Raw genomic sequence first — 18,082 nt, 5'->3', positions numbered from 1 at the left:
TTTATCCACCAATCATTAGTTCATTTCACGAACTTTTTGTCCCTTTCGCAATCCCACCCCACAACATGCTAAAATAGAACAAAGACTTTTATGATGTAGGAGACCTCAATTTATGCAAGTGCTTCAGGTGCAACAAGTTGCGCGACGTTTCGGCGCTGATACTTTATTTCAACACGTTTCAATGACCATTAACGACCGCGACCGTGTCGGTTTGGTGGGCCGGAATGGTGCCGGAAAATCCACCCTGCTGAAAATGATTGCTGGCATTACGGAACCTGATGAGGGAACCATTTCTTCTTCAAAGGGCGCCACCATTGGCTACCTTCCTCAGGACGCCGGCTTAACCTCGAGCAACACCGTCTGGGACGAAATGCTCACCGTTTTTGCTCAGCAGCAGCGCCAGGAAGCCCAGTTGCATCAACTCGAAGCCCAAATTGCCGACCCCGCGGCTGATCATACCAGTGCAGATTACACCCACTTACTAACCGACTACGACCAGTTGCAGCACGACTTCACAGAAAATAACGGTTATGGCTATCAGGCCACGATTCGTGGTGTTCTCCATGCCTTTCATTTCGATGAAGACACGTACGACCGTAACGTCACCAGTTTTTCTGGTGGGCAAAAGACCCAGCTTGCACTTGCAAAACACCTTCTTCAACGCCCAGACTTGCTGATTTTGGATGAACCAACAAACCATTTGGACATCCAAACGCTAAGTTGGCTAGAGGATTACCTGAAAACGTACCCGGGAGCCGTCCTCGTCGTTTCCCATGACCGGTACTTTCTTGACCATGTCGTGACCACCGTCTACGACATGAACCAACACACGTTGACCCATTACACAGGAAACTACTCAGCTTATTTAAGCCAGAAGGCAACACGGCTCACCACTGAACAACGGGCGTACGACAAGCAGCAGACCCAAATCAACGCCCTTGAAGATTTCGTTAACCGTAACATCGTCCGTGCCTCAACCACCAAGCGGGCCCAAGCCCGGAGAAAACAGCTTGCAAGCATGGATCGGTTGGAGGCACCCAAAGATGACGATCGCTCCATCCGCATTCGGTTTGAACCATCTGGTGAAAGTGGCAAAGAGGTGCTCAAGGTCCAGGATGTCAGCATTGGCTACACGAGCGACCATCCGCTGGCCGAACACATTAATTTAGACGTCGTTAAACAACATGCGGTCGGCATCGTTGGTCCCAACGGGGTTGGTAAATCAACCCTCTTGAAATCCATTTTGGGCCAACTGCCACTGCTTGCTGGAACTGTCAAACTTGGTGCCAGCTTGAGCATTGGTTATTATGATCAAGAACAAGCAATCCTGCACGATGACAAGACGGTCCTTAGTGAAGTGTGGGATGAACACCCCACCATTCCCGAACGTGATGTGCGGACACTGCTTGGTAGTTTCCTCTTTACCGGAACCGACGTCGAAAAGCGTGTCAGCGCGTTGAGTGGTGGTGAACGCGCCCGGCTCTCACTCACAAAACTATCCTTAGATCACGACAACTTTTTAATCTTGGATGAACCCACTAACCATTTAGACATTGATGCTCGTGAAGTTTTAGAAGAAGCCCTGAACGCTTTTACCGGAACCATTCTCTTTGTCTCACATGACCGGTACTTCATCAACCAGGTGGCCACTGAAGTCGTCGAATTATCTGCGGCTAAGACACGCTGGTTTGACGGTGATTACGATGACTATCAGACCGCCATCGCAGCTGACCAAGCAACCCTGCCAACGACGGAAGCCACTCCGACCACAACGGCCGCGGCCTCTGCCTATCAAGCCAGTAAGGCAGACCTTCGTGAACAACGGAAATTCCAACGACAGGTAACTGCGCTTGAAGAACAAATTGACACGTTGGACGAACAGATCACCACCGTGACGGCGACCATGCAGCAACCAGAAAACGTTCGTGATATCGGTAAACTCACAGATCTTCAACACGAGCTGGATGCACTGAATGAACAAAACGACACCCTGTCACTTGAATGGGCAACCGCAAGTGAGGCGCTCGAAACGTTTAACACAGATCATAACTTAGCTTGATCCTGATTAAGCTAAAATTAAAATGACCACCTTCTCAAGAATTGGGAAGGTGGTCATTTTAATTTGTCATCATTGTTAGGCGTCCATTCCTGGCAACCAGGGAAACTCAAGACTTGGATTGGCGTTTAAATCTAACCCCGCAAAGTGTTGCTCAGCCAGCTCAATGTGGGCGGCTGCCCCGATCATGGCCGCATTGTCACCACAAAGTGCCAGTGGTGCTGCCACAAGCTTTGTCTCGGGAAAACGTGTCGTGAGTAACTCTTCCAACCCATCACGCAAGCCACGGTTAGCGGCAACCCCACCGGCTAGAACTAACTGGTGAACGGGGAAATCTTTCAGGGCCGCACTCACCTTCGCCACGAGAACATCAACCACGCTTGCCTGAAAACTTGCGGCTAAGTTCGCGCGGTTAAGTGTTTCACCCCGCTGATCAGCATTATGAACGGTGTTAATAAAGGCACTTTTCAACCCACTAAAGCTAAAGTCATAATTGGCTTCATGAATCATTGCCCGTGGAAAGTTAAACGTATCTGCGCCCTCATGAGCCAGGCGATCGAGTTCTTTTCCTGCCGGATACGGAATGCCAAGGACACGGCCGACCTTATCGTAAGCCTCACCCGCTGCGTCATCGCGTGTATCACCGATGATTTCAAACGAGTTGGCCGCCTTCATAAGAACAATCTGGGTATGCCCACCGGAGACTAACATCGCTAACAACGGAAACGTCAACGGTTCAACGTAACGGGCCGCGTAAATATGGCCCGCCATGTGATTCACCGGAACCAATGGTAACCCATGCGCAAACGCAAACGTTTTGGCCGCGGTTACACCAATAAGTAACGAACCAACCAGCCCTGGCCCATACGTGACCGCAACCGCCGTCACCTCAGCAGGCGTCACCTGTGCTTCTGTCAGCGCCTTCTTGATCCCAATGGTAATTTCTTCAATGTGATGACGGCTGGCCACTTCTGGCACCACGCCACCAAACCGTTGATGACTCTTAATTTGTGTTGCAACAAAGTTACTGAGAATGCGGTCACCATTTTCAACAACGGCAACACTCGTTTCATCACAACTGGTTTCAAAAGCTAAAATCAACTCACGTTCCTGCGTCACAATGTTCTCCTTTTACCTTTCGTTGCATGATTACAGCATTCTCACTGGGCGCGCTGTAGTAGTTCGGACGTACCGCAATGGCGTGAAACCCCAGGCGCTGGTACAACGCCCTGGCAGCGTCATTATGTTCGCGCACCTCAAGTGTGATTACCTGCGCCGATTCATGAGCATGTAGCCACACGGTCAACAGCTGACGCCCCAGCCCGCGGCCTTGCGCCTGAGCACTAACGCCAATGTTGGTGATTTCTGCCTCATCAAGCACCTGGCTCCCACTGATAAACCCCAGCGGTTCTCCGTCCTGCTCAATCAGCCAGTAATCACTCGTCGCTAACCCAAGGTCGCGTTCAATAACGGTCTGTGACCATGGTGCCCCTGTCGCGTACGCACTCGCAGCGAGCTGCTCAATCAGCTGGGCGCCCTTATGTTTGTCAACCGGTTCAAACGGCCGACACACAACGTTACTCATCTGCTGGGTGGCTATTGATTAGCGGAAGTAACATGTCAACGGCATCCTCATGGTCACCAAAGTAGTACCCACGTTTAATTCCCGTCTGCTTAAAGCCAAGCTTTTTATATAAACGTTGCGCGCCGGTATTGCTCAAACGCACCTCCAACGTCACCTGGTGCATCCCCATGTGTCGCGCTTTACGAACCAACGTCCGCAATAAAAATTCACCTAAGCCGGAATTCTGCCATTGTGGCAACACCGCAATGTTCGTCACGTGGGCATCCTTCCGCCGCCGGTCAAGGGAGCACCCCGCAAAGGCAATCAACTGGTCATCCTTACGAATAACGAGGTACAACCGATCTTGTTTCCGCTTTAATTCATTGGCAAATGCTTGGTCATCCCACGGTGTTTTGCCATCATAGACAGCCCGCTCCACGGCCACGATTTCTGGAATGTCTGGGAACTGTGCACGTCCTAAAAAGTACTGCACATCACGAATCATCAACCGATGATTTTTAATGTCCAGATCTTCCACTTGCTGTTGGCGGACGTCACTTGCAAAGTGCCGTTGATACCATTTTTGGACTGTTACCTTACACTTCTTCAACATAGTTCGTGTTCGTCTCTCCTGGATGTGCAGCCGCCCACTGTGCTTCAGCTGGGGATAACCGCAAATATTTCGGTACAAAATTATCAATATTCTCAACTGGTGCGATTGCTTGACCAAGCTGCCCTAAGACACCCGCATCGGGTAAATTATCAGCTGTTGGCGCAAACAACGCGTTGTCACCTAACTGGTTCACAATTTCATCATGGTAACGGGTTGTTTCCCCCACCAGTAAAACAGGTTCGTTCAGGTCAGCCAACAACGTTAACCATGAGGTCAGGTTCGTATGTTGGTCAGCAATGACATTCGTTAATTCGCCCTCTTTGACACGGTAGCCACCAGCATAAAGTTGGGTGTTCCGACCATCAAACACGGGAACAATCAACTGGTTGGACGCTTGCGCTACACCACCAGCGAGCACGGCAAGACTTGAAACACCAACCAATTCTAGGTTCAGCGTTGCCGCTAATGTTTTGGCCGTGGTGACGGCAATGCGGACCCCGGTGTAAGAACCAGGTCCTTGTGCCACAACAACACGATCAAGGTCCGTCGGTTGCCAGCCCTCGTCGGCCATTAAGGAAGCAATGGCTGACATCAGTTGAACGCTGTGATCAAGCTGTGTCGCCGTCGTTACTTTACCGACAACGGTCTCATCTTCTAATAATGCCACGCTTAGCGGCCGGTTTGATGTATCTAATGCAAGTACCTTCATGTCATGCCTGGCTTTCATTTTTTTCGTTCGTTTAGACGTCCATTATCTTAACACATCTTCACAAAAACCCCTAGGGCCATCCTCAATCCTAACGAGTTGTGTCACCGCTTTACGTTCAGTACATCGGCAATAAAAAAAGTTCACTGATCATCATAAATGATCAGTGAACTTGATTAATTGAATATTGGATTAACGATCTTCATAACCATGTGGATGGCTTTGGGTCCAAGCCCATGCTGTCTTGATGATGTCGTGCACATCATCGTATTGTGGTTGCCAGCCCAAAATTTCACGGGCATCCGTTGAATCAGCGACCAGTGAATCTGGGTCACCGGCACGCCGTGGTCCAATTTTAGCAGGAATTGGTTTGCCAGTTACTTCACGGGCAGCTTCCACCATTTGTTTCACTGAGAAACCAGTCGATGAACCAAGGTTAAATGCCCGGCTGGTGTTGCCGTCAGCCAAGTAGTCCAGCGCCAAGATGTGCGCATCCGCTAAGTCTAAAATGTGGACATAGTCACGAACGTTTGTCCCATCTGGTGTGTCGTAATCATCACCAAACATATCAATGTGGTCACGTTCGCCAAGTGCCGTTTGCAAAATGATGGGTAACAAGTGGGTTTCTGGGTGGTGATCTTCCCCAATTGAACCATCGGCCTTTGCACCAGCTGCGTTAAAGTAACGCAGTGCAACCCACTTAATACCGTAAGCTTCATCACACCAACGAATCATGTGTTCCATGATCAACTTACTTTCACCATATGGGTTGATTGGTTCCTTGTGGTCATCTTCATGAATTGGAATCCGCTCTGGCACACCATAGGTTGCCGCTGTGGATGAGAAGACCATTCGGGTACAGCCTTGTTCATGCATCACTTCAAGTAATGTGATCATGCCACTAACGTTGTTATCGAAGTACTTTAACGGATCCTTCATGGATTCTGGCACGATGGAAAATGCGTCCATGTGAATCACGCCATCAATTTGTTCTGTTTCAAAAACATGCGTTAAAAAGTCATGATCACGCGTGTCCCCTTCGTAAAAATGGGCCGCGTCATTTACGGCAGCACGGTGGCCTGTGGATAAGTTATCCACAGCAACCACGTCATGGCCCTTTTCAATCAACCGATCAACCATGTGTGAGCCGACATACCCGGCCCCACCAGCAACTAAAATTGACATTTTATTTCCTCCACAATTATGTTATCGCTTTCAAGCATAGCACAGCGACGCTTTCTCGCAACATTTTCGTTAATAATTGATACCGTTACTTAATCTTTGTTTACACCACGCCACGTAAACTCTGCCTCGGCGTAGCGCTCACCGTCACCTTCAATACGGTGAAGCGTCGTGATTGTGCCATCATCATGAACGACGGGCACTGTGACAACACTCTTAATTTCATGACCGTAGCGAACCTCATTTTCAAACCGAATCGCAACATGCGCTAACGCATGGGTGGTCAAAAAGTCCTCACCGAGGGGGTCCATCATCCAGTCAAAGTAATGGGCGTTATTCACATGATGGTTCGTGTCTAAATCAAAGTAGCGCACTTGGTAAGGCTGGCTTATCACGGCCATCTGCTCATCGATGCTTGTGGGCCGCGCCAATCGCGGAATCCGTTTCACCTCGTCAGACTCGTACGGCGCGATCGCTGCTGCCGGAATGGCAACCATCTTACGAGCCGCTTGATCCATAACAACACAGATCGACTTTACGTGAACCAGCAGTTCGCCAGCCTCGTCGCGCATAAAGAACTGCCGGTAAGCAAAGTACCGGTTATTAGACGTCGCTTCAGTCGCTAGTGTCACCCGTTCATGATCGCGTGGTAGTCGGGTGACGTCGATTTCGTACTGGGCAATGACCCAGCCCTGGCCGTTTTCCAACATGTAGTCCGTCCCAACGCCGAAATGATCGGCTTGATCATACGACGTGAGTACCAACATGTTGATCAACATGGCCAGCGTTGTCTGCCCCGTCAGGTCTGTTTCATAGTATTCAATTTTATGTGGTGCTTCGTACCACCGTGGTTCAGTCATTCATCCACCTCATTTAAATGATGATACGTTGCGTAGACGGCCTGCTTCTTTAACCCCCGTGTTTTTGCAACAGCTTTAATGGCATCATTTGGTTTTGCACCTTGATTGATCAACGCCGTGACGTGCGCATCAACGGTCAATGCCAGCAATGGATCAACTTCAACGGCTTCAACATGCTCCGCCCCGCCGATCAAAACGACAAATTCGCCACGAATCTGGTTGTCGCGGGCCCATGCCACCACTTCAGCAGCGGTGCCCCGAATAAATTCTTCAAACTTTTTCGTCAATTCCCGGCATAACACCAGTTGACGGTCAGGGCCCACCGCAGCTTCAATCGCAACGAGGGTTTTAAGGAGACGGTGCGGTGCTTCGTACAAGATCACCGTTTCTTCATGCTTCGCTAACGCGCTGAGCTCCTCACGCTGTTCCTTTAGTTTACGGTTCAAAAAGCCGTAAAAATAAAAGGGTTGGGGCACTAGGCCACTAGCAATCAACGCGGTCACACCGGCATTAGCGCCTGGTAGTGGCACGACCGGAATGCTTGCTTGAACAGCAGCGGCAACCAGCTCAGACCCGGGGTCACTAATGGATGGCATCCCGGCGTCACTGACCTGCGCGATGGTCGTACCTGCCTGCAATCGCGCCACTAATTCAGGAATGCGTTCCTGTGTGTTGTGCTCGTGAAAACTGATTTGCTTGGTGGTGATGTCAAAATTATTCAGTAATTTTTGTGTGTTGCGCGTGTCCTCCGCCGCAATTAGATCAACATCTTGTAGCGTTTGGACGGCGCGGTAGGTCATGTCCTGCAAATTGCCAATCGGCGTGGGCACTAAGTACAACGTCCCCACAGTGTGGTTTGCAAAACTTTGTTGGCTGGTAATCGTCATGATGTCTTCTTCACTCACCCTTAACTAGCTTTGTTAGTGCGCTCACGCTCACCGTAGATCAACTCTAAACAAAAGGCACACGAGTCATCCGCTTCACGGCGTTGGCCGTAAAATTCACGACACACGTGAAAGCCAGCGGCATACAAGCGTTCAAGGTTTTGAAGTGACTTTGATAACCGTTGTTCATCGTCGCCATCGATCCCATTTTCACTCAGTAATTCTCGTAGGTGTTGGTTTTCCACAGTTAGTTCAGCGTTTTCCTCAGACAACGCCGTCACCTGTGCCTTCAATGCCGTTAATTGTGCCAAAATGGCGTCTGTTTGTTCTTCTAAGTGATCGAAATCACTCAGCAGTGCTTGTCGTTTATCCACCACTACACCTCCACCAATTTTCAAACCATTGTTCATCTATTGCGCCACGGTCAAGCCATCAATAATTTGTAACGTTAGCGCCTCAACCGTGTTTTCAAAGCTAACGTTTCGTTCTAATTGCTGCTTTGATTGTAACCCCAAATCAGTCATTTCGACGAGTTGATTTTGCGTATAATTCGCCGTCAATGTCGCTAACTCCGCGCGGTGGCTGGGGAAACTCATCGTGACAGATTCCGTCACCGCTGGTTGGCTGATCAGCAGTGCGTCACGCAATGCCGCAATGATCATGTCCAATAATAACCGCTGGTGGCCCCGATCCTTTGCCAGTGGCATAATGTCGGTCGCCACCAGTGGAAACGCATGGAGATCTGGTTTTAAGACATGAGCCAGCCACTGCCAGGTCGCATTAGCCGCCTGACCAAGCCAATCATCCGTTAGCCATTTCTGGGCCTGTTCGGCACTGTTCGTTAACCGCATCGTCAACGGTAACAAACTAGGACTCACCCCGACCGCCGCTAACTGGGTCTGTAATTCCATCGGTGCGAGCGGTCGCATTTCCAACTCTTGGGTCCGAGAAACGACTGTCGGTAAAATGAGGTTCAAGTTGGTCGTCAGTAAAATTGCCGTAACGGTCCCACTTGGTTCCTCTAAAAATTTCAGTAAACTATTGGCTGCACTCGCCGTCATTGTTTCTGCGCCGGCAACGATAAACACCTTCTGATTACCTTCCACACCACTCTTTGTGAACTCCGTTTTGAGCAACCGGACCTGGTCAACCTTGATGGACTGACCGTCTGGTTCCACGACCAAAACGTCTGGGTGCTCATGTTGACTGATCCGCAGGCACTCTTCACATTCACCGCAAGGTTGTCCGTCCGTCACGCGGTTACAAAAAAGGCGCATCGCAATCCACATTGCGAGCTCCTCCTTACCACTTCCAGCTGGGCCAGCGAACAGATAAGCATGTGCAAGTTCGCCCTGTTCAATTACATGTTGAAAATGCTGAACAAACACCGGTTGTCGGTGCTCAGCATTTAATAAAAGTTCGTTTGTTGTTGCCATCATGCCTCACTGTCACCTTATTACTTCTGCGTTAACGTTAAAACTGGTGAAATGCGTCCACGGGTAGCACAAAACAGGTTGCGCCACCCACCGTGACTTCAACGGGATACGACGCCGTTTGGTCCATCGATACATCCATATTCACGGGCGGCGTCATGAACTGCTCGCGCGTGTGTGACGTTTCTTTAATTAAAGCCAGCACTTCATCCACCCGGTCATCATCGATCCCAATTAAAAAGGTGCTGTTACCAGAGCGTAAGAATCCCCCAGTTGATGATAACTTTGTTGCCCGAATGTTTTGTTCAATAAACTGATTACTCAGCCGGTTACTGTCCTTATCCTGAACAATCGCAACGATCATTTTCATGTGAACCACTCCCTTTTCTAGTCTTCAGATAAACCAAACTGTTGTGGCAAGCGTTGTGCCAACGTCTGCTTAACATCTTCAACAACTGCTTCTAATGGTTGATTTGCGTCAATCGTGACAATCCGCTCTGGTTCCTGCTGGGCAAGTTGCAAATATGCGGCTCGCACCCGGCGATGGAAGGATAGTGCTTCATTATCTAACCGGTTGACCTGGTCTGCACGATAATCGTGAATCCGGGCCAGCCCCACCTCTGACGGAATGTCGAAGTAAATGGTTAGGTCTGGCGTAAATCCCGCCGTGGCAAACAAGTTCATCTCGGCAACAGCCGTCGTTCCAATTTCACGGCCCGCCCCTTGATACGCAATGGAGCTATCAACATACCGATCTGAAAAAACAATCTTGCCTGACGCGAGCGCCGGTTGCACCGTCTGAACGAGGTGCTGGCGCCGTGCCGCTGCAAATAACAACGCTTCTGTCCGGGCGTCCATGTCCACATTTGTGGTGTCCATGATGATTGCCCGAATGGCTTCAGAAATTCGGTTGCCCCCAGGTTCACGCGTTGAGACCAACCGTGACCCCAATTGACTCGTGTATTCTTCAATCAGCGCACTCAAAACACTGGTTTTTCCAGCCCCATCGGGCCCCTCAAAAGTAATAAATGCGCCTGTCTCCACAATTCTTAACTCCCTTAGTTTCAATGAGTTAATTGTACTTTAGAACGCGAACCATGTCTAACGCAAAGCGAGCGCTTCATTAAAATAATTCACCGTAATTGCCTGTCACCACGCCCAAAATAAAAAGCTTACGGAAATTTTCCGTAAGCTTTTTATGGTGCGATCAATCTAAAACAAACCAAACAACCGCCGCTTTGTTTGAAGCGGTTTAATCCCCACCGTTTCAACGGGCGCACCGTTTAAAATGTTTTCGGCACTCTTTTCAAAGAGTTGGGCCCGGTTTTTGCCAAAGTCTTTTTCCAGTTGCTGAAAGGCTTGGCGCATTTCATACTTTCGCCCAGGCAAATGGTGGGCATCCGAAGCTAGGACATTCACCTGACCCGCCTCGATCAGTTGGCGACTGAACGTCGCAACCTTTTTGCCAAACGTCCCCACGTAACTGCTAGCCGTTAACTGGGCCAAACACCCCTGATTCACAAGGTCAAACAGTAACGTTGGGTTGGCCAAAATGGCTGCGTTGCGTTCGGGATGCACGATGACCGGCGTGATTCCCTGTTGTTGCACGTTATACAACAGTTCGCGAGTGTAGTGCGGCACATCATTGTCGGGAAATTCCAACATTAAATAGTGATTGCCCTCATCCGCATACAAGATGTCGTCGTTCTTAATCGCCGTTAGCAGGTCCCCGTTAATCCGCACTTCCTGACCAGCAAAAACTTTTAGGTCAATGCCGTTAAGCGCTAATTGATCTGCAAAAGCGCGCGTTGCTTGCTGCACGGCTGCTTTATGGTTTGTGTAAACGCCATTCATATGATGGGGCGTTAATAACGCATGCGTTACCCCGTTTTCCACAGCCGCCATAGCCAATTCCAATGAAATGGCCATGCTCTTAGAACCGTCATCTAACTGCGGTAATAAATGACAATGCAAGTCAACAACTGGCATCCTTAGCCCTCTTTCTCGTCCGTCTTACCATAACCGTAGCCATAGCCGTAACCATACCCATAACCGCTTCCTTCGGCGTCCCCATTGGCGTCATTCATCACGTAGCCCAAAATGTTTGCGTGGGCGAGGTCGAGCAGTTCCTTTGTTCGGGCTAATGCAATCTTGTTCGTTACCCCAAACCGGACAACCAGCACGACACCATCTAACTTGGCAGCTAAAAGCTGAGCGTCCGTTACGGTTACCATTGGTGGCACGTCGAAGACGACCATGTCGTAGTCACGTTTTGCCACCTCAATGAAATGATTCATTCGTTGTGAATTCAATAGTTCTGCGGGATTCGGTGGAATTGGCCCACTCGTGATCAAAAAGAGGTTCTGAATTGGGCTGGGTTGAACAAAGTCTGCAAATGTTTCAACCGAATTTTGCGTTAACAACGTCGTTAACCCCCGGTTATTTTGCAACCCAAACGTTGAGTGAACTGTTGGTCGGCGTAGATCAGCGTCCACAAAGAGAACCTTTCGCCCTTGTTGCGCCCACGTAACGGCCACGTTCACAGAAACGGTCGACTTTCCCTCACTGGCATCGGGTGATGTAAACATCAACGTCTTAATTGGCTGGTCAATCGAGGCAAACTCAATGTTCGTGCGAATGGTCCGAAACTGTTCTGAAACGACCGCCTTCGGATGAATGGCAGTGATCATTTTAGCCCCGTTGATCATGGTGTCTTCTGATAATTTTTTCCGTCGATGGAATAATGGCATTTTCAGTCCTCCTTATCTAAACCCGGCTCGAAAGGTGCTTCGGTTCAGCACTCTTGCCACCTGCTTCGCCGTCATTCCGGCTGCGAAATGCCCGTGCACTCGCTAACTGGCCGACATTTGAAATTTTTGAAACATGACCCAGATTGGTTAGGCCTAACGTTTCCGTCAATAAAGCATCGTCTTTAACCGTCCGGTCAGTCAGTTCACGAATGAACGCATAGATCAGACCAACCAATAGACCACAAATAACGCCTAGCACCGTTAAATAGCCAGTGCGTGGTGAGACTTTATGTGAATTAGTCGTTGCTTTAGAAACAATCGTCACGTTATTAACTGCCATGATCTTTTTAATGTGGGCCTTAAACACTTCCGCCGTTAAATTCGCAATCCGAGCTGCTTCGTGCGGATCCGTCGTCTTAACATTAATGGCGAAGACTTGCGAATTCTGTTGGTTAGAAATACTGATCATTTTTTGCAACTGGGTAGCGCTGGCAGAATAAGTTTTTTCCGAACTTGGCTTCGTTTGTGCCGGTTGGCCAGCCTTTAAAACGATCCGCTTTCCGTCTAAATCACGCCCATACTTTGTGGCCGTTGCTTCCTTAGTAACGACTGGCGCTGGGTGCGCAAGCTCATCACTAACCTTATTTAAAATTACTTGATTGGTAATTAATTCCTTATAGGTCGTGATCATTTGAACGTCCGCTTGTTGATCAGAATACTGGACGCCCGTGTTGTTATTGTCGGCTTTTCGACTAACCAATAACTGGGTCTGGGCTTGGTATTTTGGCGTCATGACAAACGTCGCTAGTGCCCACGCCGCAACGCCTAAGAGTGCACCCCAAATGACAATCACTAACAAATGTTTGCGGATAATTGTAACAGCACGACCAAGGCTAATACTTTGTTCCATTTATTCAAATCCTTCCGTCTAGGTCCTTTTTAAACTGAGTTAAATATGTAGTGAATAAATAGTTTAATAATTATCCACAAAAAAGCTGTGGATTATATAAAATCCACAGCTTACATCATATTTTTTATTGAGACCCTTTGTCAAGACTTATTCTTGTCGTGAGTTAAGTTTCCTCATCATGAATCCACTACGGATTGTTGTAACCGGCCGTGAACTTGACGATGCCGTGCCTCCCGAAAGAGTAAGAGGTACTTTTGCCGTGCTAATGCCGTTTGTGTTGAGAGCTCACGGCCATTCCCCTCGTCAACGACCGCGGTTTGCGTCTCCGCGGCCCGATCCCAAACGTGCTTCGCATGGTCGATGTCATCAAGCAACACGTTATCATAGTCTTCTTTAACTGACGCCCGTCGTCTAAAAAACATCTGGCCCTCCTACATTTCCGTTCGTCCTTCAACCGCCTTTAGCAGTGTGACTTCATCCGCATAGTCAATGTCTGAACCAACGGACAGCCCGTGTGCTAAGCGGGTCACTTTGATCCCAGCGGGTTTGATCAACCGAGAGAGGTACATCGCGGTTGCTTCACCTTCCGGCGTTGCATTTGTGGCGACGATCACTTCCTTGATCTCGGCGTGTTCTTGAAGCCGCTTCACCAAGCTGGTGATGTTAATGTCTTCTGGGCCCTTCCCCTCAATTGGGGACAACACCCCGTGGAGAACGTGGTACAAGCCGTGGTATTCACGCATACCTTCCATCGACATGATGTCCTTGGGTTCTTCAACAACCAGGATCGTGCTCTGATCACGACTTTTATCGGAACAGATTGCACACGGGTCCGTTTCGGTAATGTTTCCACAAATTGAACAAAAATGAAGGTCCCGCTTTGCTGAAATGAGTGACTTAGCAAATCCAGTCACATCATCACTTTCCATATCAATTGTATAAAACGCCAGTCTTGTCGCTGTTTTCGCGCCGATGCCTGGTAACTTCATGTAGCTATCAATCAACTGTGCAATTGGTTCTGGATAATCCATCTTGACCTCGTCTATTTAACCTTACATGCCCATGCCACGGCTGTATTTACCCATGGTATCGTTCGTTGCTTCATCAACCTTTGTCATAACGTCGTTAACGGCTGCCAAAACCATGTCAGATAACATGTCTGGGTCGTCTGGGTCGATGGCTTCTGGCTTGATGACAATGTCTGTCACCTTGTGTTCACCCGTTGCCGTTACCGTCACCATGTCATCAGGCGCAGCTCCCGTAAACGTTTGTGCGTTCAGTGCTTCCTGATCCGCCTTCATCTGCTTTTGCAATTTTTGCGCCTGACGCATCAAGCTTTGCATGTTACCACCCATCATAAGTTCGTACCTCCAAGTTTTTCTATATTATGTGTTAATTATACGCTAACTAGTCCTCTTTGACCGTTACATTGTCTGCACCAAAGATTGCCTGGGCTTTTGTCACCACAGCCGGTGCTTCTTCCAATGGCTCTGCTGCCTCAGGTGCTTCTTGGTCACCGATCGTAGCTGCCGGCGCTGACTCTTGATTACCGGTCGCCGGACTCCCCAGTTCATCCTTGTGGTCCTTTAAAAAGTCTTTTCTGATCTGCGGCCACTGTTCTTCCGGTACAAACAGCACATCCGTCAGCTCACCGGTTAACCGGTTCAAATTATCCTGCAGGGTTTGCCGCAACTGATCGTCACTCATTGCCTTATCAAAGAAGAACGCGTAACTAAACGACACGATCACGCCGTCGTGACTGGCTGCCACCGGTTTAGAAACGTTCATCATTGCTTTTTGGGTAATTGGCAGTGTGTCCAACAGATCCGTCCACACTTCCCGCATGCCATCCAAGTCACGCTTTGTGGCCGCCCGTAACACCGGATAAACTTTGGCTAAGCTAACGTTGGCACCACTAGTCGATGTTGCTTTAGGCGCTGCCTTCTTGGGCGCAGTCGGCGTAGTCGATGCCGCCGAAGTTGCTGATGCTTGTGCTGACTGACTTGTCACCGTAGCGACGGAGGCAACTGGTGTTGGCACTTTTGGTGCACTTGTTAGTTGCGCCAGTTGTTGCTTCAATTGACCAACCTGGGCTTGAAGTGCCGTTACGTCAGGTCCACCAGTTGCGGGCGCGTTAGTCCCCCCACGCGGTGTCGGATAGATCTGACCGAGTTTGACCGTCAGCACTTCCAAATAAACATCTGGATGAGTCGTAAACCGCAGTTGGGCCGCAACGTCGTTTAGCGCATTGATCATCTGGTAGAACACATCAGGGTCCGTCGACTGACTCAGCGTTTGGAACACGTCGTTTGTACTGTCACTTCCCGTCACCATTTCTGGTGCTTCCTTAAAGAGCAATAGGTCACGAACATAGCTGATGAGGTCTTCCACAAAGCGACCCGCATCCTTCCCGTCATCCAAAACCTTTTGTAGCGCTGCAAGCCCGGCCGTCGTTTCGTGGTTCACAACCTGGTTGACATAGTCTGCCAGCAGGCTTTCCGTCACGCTTCCGGTCACTAACAGGGCGTTTGCTAACGTCACGTCGTTATCGCCAAAGGAGATTGTCTGATCGAGAATACTCAGTGCATCACGCATCCCCCCCTCGGCAGCATTGGCAATGACGCGCAGTGCTGCTTCTTCAAACGGAACCGACTTTTGGTCTAGAATGTACACCATCCGGTCAAAACTTTCTTGGGCGGTAATTCGCTTAAAGTCAAAGCGTTGGGTCCGCGAAATGATCGTTGCCGGAATCTTTTGGGGTTCCGTTGTGGCTAAAATGAAGATAACGTTTGCTGGTGGTTCTTCCAACGTTTTCAACAACGCGTTGAACGCCCCTGTCGATAACATGTGCACTTCATCAATAATGTAAATTTTATAGGTCGCTTGTGTCGGCGCGTACTTTGCCTTATCACGAATGTCCCGAATTTCTTCAACCCCGTTATTCGAGGCCGCATCGATTTCAATGACATCATTTAATTGCCCCGCCGTAATGGCCTGACAAATGTCGCAGTGATTGCACGGTTCGCCATCCACCTGGTTGGGACAGTTAATCGCCTTAGCAAAAATCTTCGCCGCCGATGTCTTCCCGGTTCCCCGTGGACCACAGAAAAGGTAAGCATGACTGGTCTGATTTGTAATGATCGCATTTTTTAACGTTTGCGTAATGACGGATTGACCCACAAGGTCGTCGAACCGTTGGGGCCGCCACACCCGGTATAGCGCTTGATAGCTCATGCTTAACTCCTTTGATCTGCTTTACTGAACGATTAAAAACCTGGTAATAGTATACTGGTTTTAAAAACAAATAAAAAGCGCCTGGTCGGTTGACCAAGCGCATTAATTATCATTAAACATGAAGCACAAACCACCACGGACTTAGTGCTGCTACCTTCCGGTCCTGACACGATTCGTGAGGGTGACCTTGCCTCATGGCCTTTCGGCAATTAATTATAATACGCTTGTTGCACCATAATTGCCACCCTTTTGCTCAAAAAATGGTGGCTTTTTCATTACACATTGTCCGTTCATCGTTGCCCTGGTTTCGGCTTGCCCCGGCCGTTTCGAATCGCCCGGAAAAACTGTTTCATCTCATTAGCCGCTTCATCGGCAAGAAGGCCCTCATGAACCCGAACGCGATGATTGAACCGGTCGTCCTCCAACAGTTCATACAATGACCGAACGGTTCCAGCCTTGGGGTCCCGGGCACCAAAGTACACGTCAGGAATCCGTGAATTGATAATGGCACCACTACACATGGGACACGGTTCGATCGTCACAAACAATTGACAGTCCTCAAGCCGCCATGTGTTCAGCGTGTGGTTAGCTTCACTGATGGCCATCATTTCTGCATGTAAGGTGGCGTCCTGGGCGTGTTCACGTAAATTATAGCCCCGGCCAACGATTTCACCGTCATGAACCACAACGGCACCAATTGGCACCTCACCAACACTACCTGCAATCCTAGCTTGTTGGAGTGCCGCTTGCATCGCCCATTGTTGTTCCGCAGTCAAAACTTCTCTGGCACTACTCATGTGGCATCGTTGCTACCAAAATGTAGTAGCCCTTATCTTTTTTAACAATTTCACAGTTTCTAAAGGTCGCCGTCATTAGCTTCTTTGCCGATGGGGCCCCCTGCTTTTTTTGTAAGACCACCGTTAGTGTTCCCCCGGGAAGCAGATGGTCCTTGGCGCCACTCAACATGTCATCAACAATGGCTTTTCCTGCGCGCACTGGTGGGTTAGTCACAATCGCCGCGTACCGATCCGTCACGGCCGCATACCGATCAGACGCAAAGATCGTGACATTATCAATGCGGTTTTGCTGTGCGTTTTTTTGAGCTAACGCTAACGCACGTTCGTTGACATCAACCATCGTTACCGTTCGCTCTGGGTAAGTTGAAGCAAGGGCCAACCCAATTGGTCCGTAGCCACACCCCAAATCCAGCACACTGCCTGACGGAACGTGGTCTAGTGAAAACGCATCAAGTAAAACGCGTGATCCATAATCGACAGTTCGTTTAGAAAAGACGCCGTTATCGGTGGTAAAGGTTAATTCTCGCCCTAATAATCGGAAAGACCACGTCGTTTCGTCGTGGACAGCTTCCGGATTTGGCGTATAATAATGATCGTTACTCATGGTTTTAATCCTCATTTCTAGTTTTATGATAATGGAATCTCATGAAAAAGTAACGAAAAAAAATTAAAAAAATAAATCGTTGATAGAACACCACATCTTGTAGCCCTTTTTCAATTTTGGCACAAAATGTGGTGTTTTTAAGTTGCATTTCAATTTTCAGCCACTATACTAAAGTCATTAGCAATTGCTCAAATCAGTCGATTTGCGAGCGGAGAGGAAGTGGCCATTATGGCTAAAATTACTGTTTTTACGAAGGATAACTGTATTCAATGCAAGATGACGAAGCGTTTTTTAACCGCACACAACGTGGACTTTGAAGAACAAAATATCAATCAGCACCCCGAACTCATCGATTATTTAAAGGGCCGTGGTTTTCAAGCCATGCCCGTCGTCGATGCTGGAGAAGCTGTTGTCTCTGGTTTCCGTCCTGATGTATTAGCGACGTTAGCCTAAGCATTAACGCTTCATTCATTGGCATTCATGACGCAC

At 49.0% G+C, this 18,082-nt stretch carries 22 protein-coding genes and 1 other RNA gene; 2 read left to right on the top strand and 21 right to left on the bottom strand.

Going from position 1 to position 18,082, the window contains the following annotated elements; translation table 11 throughout:
• Positions 1-112: 112 nt before the first annotated feature.
• On the top strand, positions 113-2,059 hold the full coding sequence (gene abc-f / locus ACKTR5_RS01695) for a ribosomal protection-like ABC-F family protein (protein ID WP_407878666.1): 1,947 nt from the start codon (positions 113-115) through the stop codon (positions 2,057-2,059).
• Positions 2,060-2,134: 75 nt separating this feature from the next.
• On the opposite strand, the gene tsaD is transcribed toward abc-f, so the two are convergent.
• The 21 genes from tsaD to ACKTR5_RS01590 all read right to left on the bottom strand — a co-directional run bounded on the left by tsaD (position 2,135) and on the right by ACKTR5_RS01590 (position 17,593).
• Positions 2,135-3,175, bottom strand: a complete 1,041-nt coding sequence (gene tsaD / locus ACKTR5_RS01690) for a tRNA (adenosine(37)-N6)-threonylcarbamoyltransferase complex transferase subunit TsaD (RefSeq protein WP_407878665.1) — start codon at positions 3,173-3,175, stop codon at positions 2,135-2,137.
• The gene (gene rimI / locus ACKTR5_RS01685) at positions 3,159-3,641 is read right to left on the bottom strand and encodes a ribosomal protein S18-alanine N-acetyltransferase (protein ID WP_407878664.1); all 483 of its coding nucleotides are present in this window, start codon (positions 3,639-3,641) and stop codon (positions 3,159-3,161) included. The genes tsaD and rimI (ACKTR5_RS01685) overlap by 17 nt, the downstream gene beginning before the upstream one ends.
• On the bottom strand, positions 3,634-4,233 hold the full coding sequence (gene rimI, locus ACKTR5_RS01680) for a ribosomal protein S18-alanine N-acetyltransferase (protein WP_407878663.1): 600 nt from the start codon (positions 4,231-4,233) through the stop codon (positions 3,634-3,636). The genes rimI (ACKTR5_RS01685) and rimI (ACKTR5_RS01680) overlap by 8 nt, the downstream gene beginning before the upstream one ends.
• A complete protein-coding gene (gene tsaB / locus ACKTR5_RS01675; RefSeq protein ID WP_407878662.1) occupies positions 4,217-4,942 on the bottom strand; it encodes a tRNA (adenosine(37)-N6)-threonylcarbamoyltransferase complex dimerization subunit type 1 TsaB in 726 nt (241 codons plus the stop codon). The genes rimI (ACKTR5_RS01680) and tsaB overlap by 17 nt, the downstream gene beginning before the upstream one ends.
• A 189-nt stretch (positions 4,943-5,131) precedes the next feature.
• Positions 5,132-6,124: a UDP-glucose 4-epimerase GalE gene (gene galE, locus ACKTR5_RS01670; RefSeq protein WP_407878661.1), complete on the bottom strand. Its 993-nt coding sequence runs from the start codon at positions 6,122-6,124 to the stop codon at positions 5,132-5,134.
• Between the two features lie 89 nt (positions 6,125-6,213).
• Positions 6,214-6,981, bottom strand: a complete 768-nt coding sequence (locus tag ACKTR5_RS01665) for an acyl-[acyl-carrier-protein] thioesterase (protein WP_407878659.1) — start codon at positions 6,979-6,981, stop codon at positions 6,214-6,216.
• Positions 6,978-7,862, bottom strand: a complete 885-nt coding sequence (gene rsmI, locus ACKTR5_RS01660) for a 16S rRNA (cytidine(1402)-2'-O)-methyltransferase (RefSeq protein WP_407878719.1) — start codon at positions 7,860-7,862, stop codon at positions 6,978-6,980. Before rsmI ends, ACKTR5_RS01665 begins: the two co-directional genes overlap by 4 nt.
• Positions 7,863-7,888: 26 nt before the next feature.
• Positions 7,889-8,239 (bottom strand): DNA replication initiation control protein YabA, encoded by a 351-nt coding sequence (locus ACKTR5_RS01655; RefSeq protein WP_407878658.1) that lies wholly within the window; start codon positions 8,237-8,239, stop codon positions 7,889-7,891.
• A gap of 36 nt (positions 8,240-8,275) precedes the next feature.
• A complete protein-coding gene (gene holB / locus ACKTR5_RS01650) occupies positions 8,276-9,304 on the bottom strand; it encodes a DNA polymerase III subunit delta' (protein ID WP_407878657.1) in 1,029 nt (342 codons plus the stop codon).
• A gap of 34 nt (positions 9,305-9,338) precedes the next feature.
• Positions 9,339-9,668, bottom strand: coding sequence for a cyclic-di-AMP receptor (locus ACKTR5_RS01645; RefSeq protein WP_407878655.1), 330 nt, complete (start codon positions 9,666-9,668; stop codon positions 9,339-9,341).
• Positions 9,669-9,685: 17 nt separating this feature from the next.
• Complete coding sequence (gene tmk, locus ACKTR5_RS01640; RefSeq protein WP_407878653.1) at positions 9,686-10,342, bottom strand: dTMP kinase; 657 nt, start codon at positions 10,340-10,342, stop codon at positions 9,686-9,688.
• A gap of 168 nt (positions 10,343-10,510) precedes the next feature.
• Complete coding sequence (locus tag ACKTR5_RS01635; protein WP_407878651.1) at positions 10,511-11,287, bottom strand: tyrosine-protein phosphatase; 777 nt, start codon at positions 11,285-11,287, stop codon at positions 10,511-10,513.
• A gap of 2 nt (positions 11,288-11,289) precedes the next feature.
• Positions 11,290-12,048, bottom strand: coding sequence for a CpsD/CapB family tyrosine-protein kinase (locus ACKTR5_RS01630; RefSeq protein WP_407878650.1), 759 nt, complete (start codon positions 12,046-12,048; stop codon positions 11,290-11,292).
• Positions 12,049-12,064: 16 nt separating this feature from the next.
• The gene (locus tag ACKTR5_RS01625) at positions 12,065-12,958 is read right to left on the bottom strand and encodes a YveK family protein (RefSeq protein ID WP_407878649.1); all 894 of its coding nucleotides are present in this window, start codon (positions 12,956-12,958) and stop codon (positions 12,065-12,067) included.
• 176 nt (positions 12,959-13,134) lie between these two features.
• The gene (locus ACKTR5_RS01620) at positions 13,135-13,380 is read right to left on the bottom strand and encodes a YaaL family protein (protein WP_407878648.1); all 246 of its coding nucleotides are present in this window, start codon (positions 13,378-13,380) and stop codon (positions 13,135-13,137) included.
• 9 nt (positions 13,381-13,389) lie between these two features.
• Positions 13,390-13,989, bottom strand: coding sequence for a recombination mediator RecR (gene recR / locus ACKTR5_RS01615; RefSeq protein WP_407878646.1), 600 nt, complete (start codon positions 13,987-13,989; stop codon positions 13,390-13,392).
• A gap of 21 nt (positions 13,990-14,010) precedes the next feature.
• Positions 14,011-14,316 (bottom strand): YbaB/EbfC family nucleoid-associated protein, encoded by a 306-nt coding sequence (locus ACKTR5_RS01610; RefSeq protein WP_407878644.1) that lies wholly within the window; start codon positions 14,314-14,316, stop codon positions 14,011-14,013.
• 49 nt (positions 14,317-14,365) lie between these two features.
• Positions 14,366-16,192: a DNA polymerase III subunit gamma/tau gene (gene dnaX, locus ACKTR5_RS01605; RefSeq protein ID WP_407878642.1), complete on the bottom strand. Its 1,827-nt coding sequence runs from the start codon at positions 16,190-16,192 to the stop codon at positions 14,366-14,368.
• A gap of 111 nt (positions 16,193-16,303) precedes the next feature.
• Positions 16,304-16,392: signal recognition particle sRNA small type (gene ffs / locus ACKTR5_RS01600), an RNA gene on the bottom strand.
• A gap of 90 nt (positions 16,393-16,482) precedes the next feature.
• Entirely contained in the window at positions 16,483-16,989 is a 507-nt protein-coding gene (locus tag ACKTR5_RS01595; protein WP_407878641.1) for a nucleoside deaminase, read from the bottom strand.
• Entirely contained in the window at positions 16,982-17,593 is a 612-nt protein-coding gene (locus tag ACKTR5_RS01590) for a class I SAM-dependent methyltransferase (protein WP_407878639.1), read from the bottom strand. Before ACKTR5_RS01590 ends, ACKTR5_RS01595 begins: the two co-directional genes overlap by 8 nt.
• 228 nt (positions 17,594-17,821) lie before the next feature.
• On the opposite strand from ACKTR5_RS01590, the gene nrdH reads away from it, so the two are divergent.
• Positions 17,822-18,046 (top strand): glutaredoxin-like protein NrdH, encoded by a 225-nt coding sequence (gene nrdH, locus ACKTR5_RS01585; RefSeq protein WP_407878637.1) that lies wholly within the window; start codon positions 17,822-17,824, stop codon positions 18,044-18,046.
• Positions 18,047-18,082 lie beyond the last annotated feature (36 nt).

Source organism: Furfurilactobacillus entadae (assembly GCF_045862745.1).
Taxonomy (GTDB): Bacteria; Bacillota; Bacilli; order Lactobacillales; family Lactobacillaceae; genus Furfurilactobacillus; species Furfurilactobacillus entadae.
The sequence above is the reverse complement of the archived record's forward strand: the minus strand, read 5'-3'. Positions and strand labels throughout refer to the sequence as shown.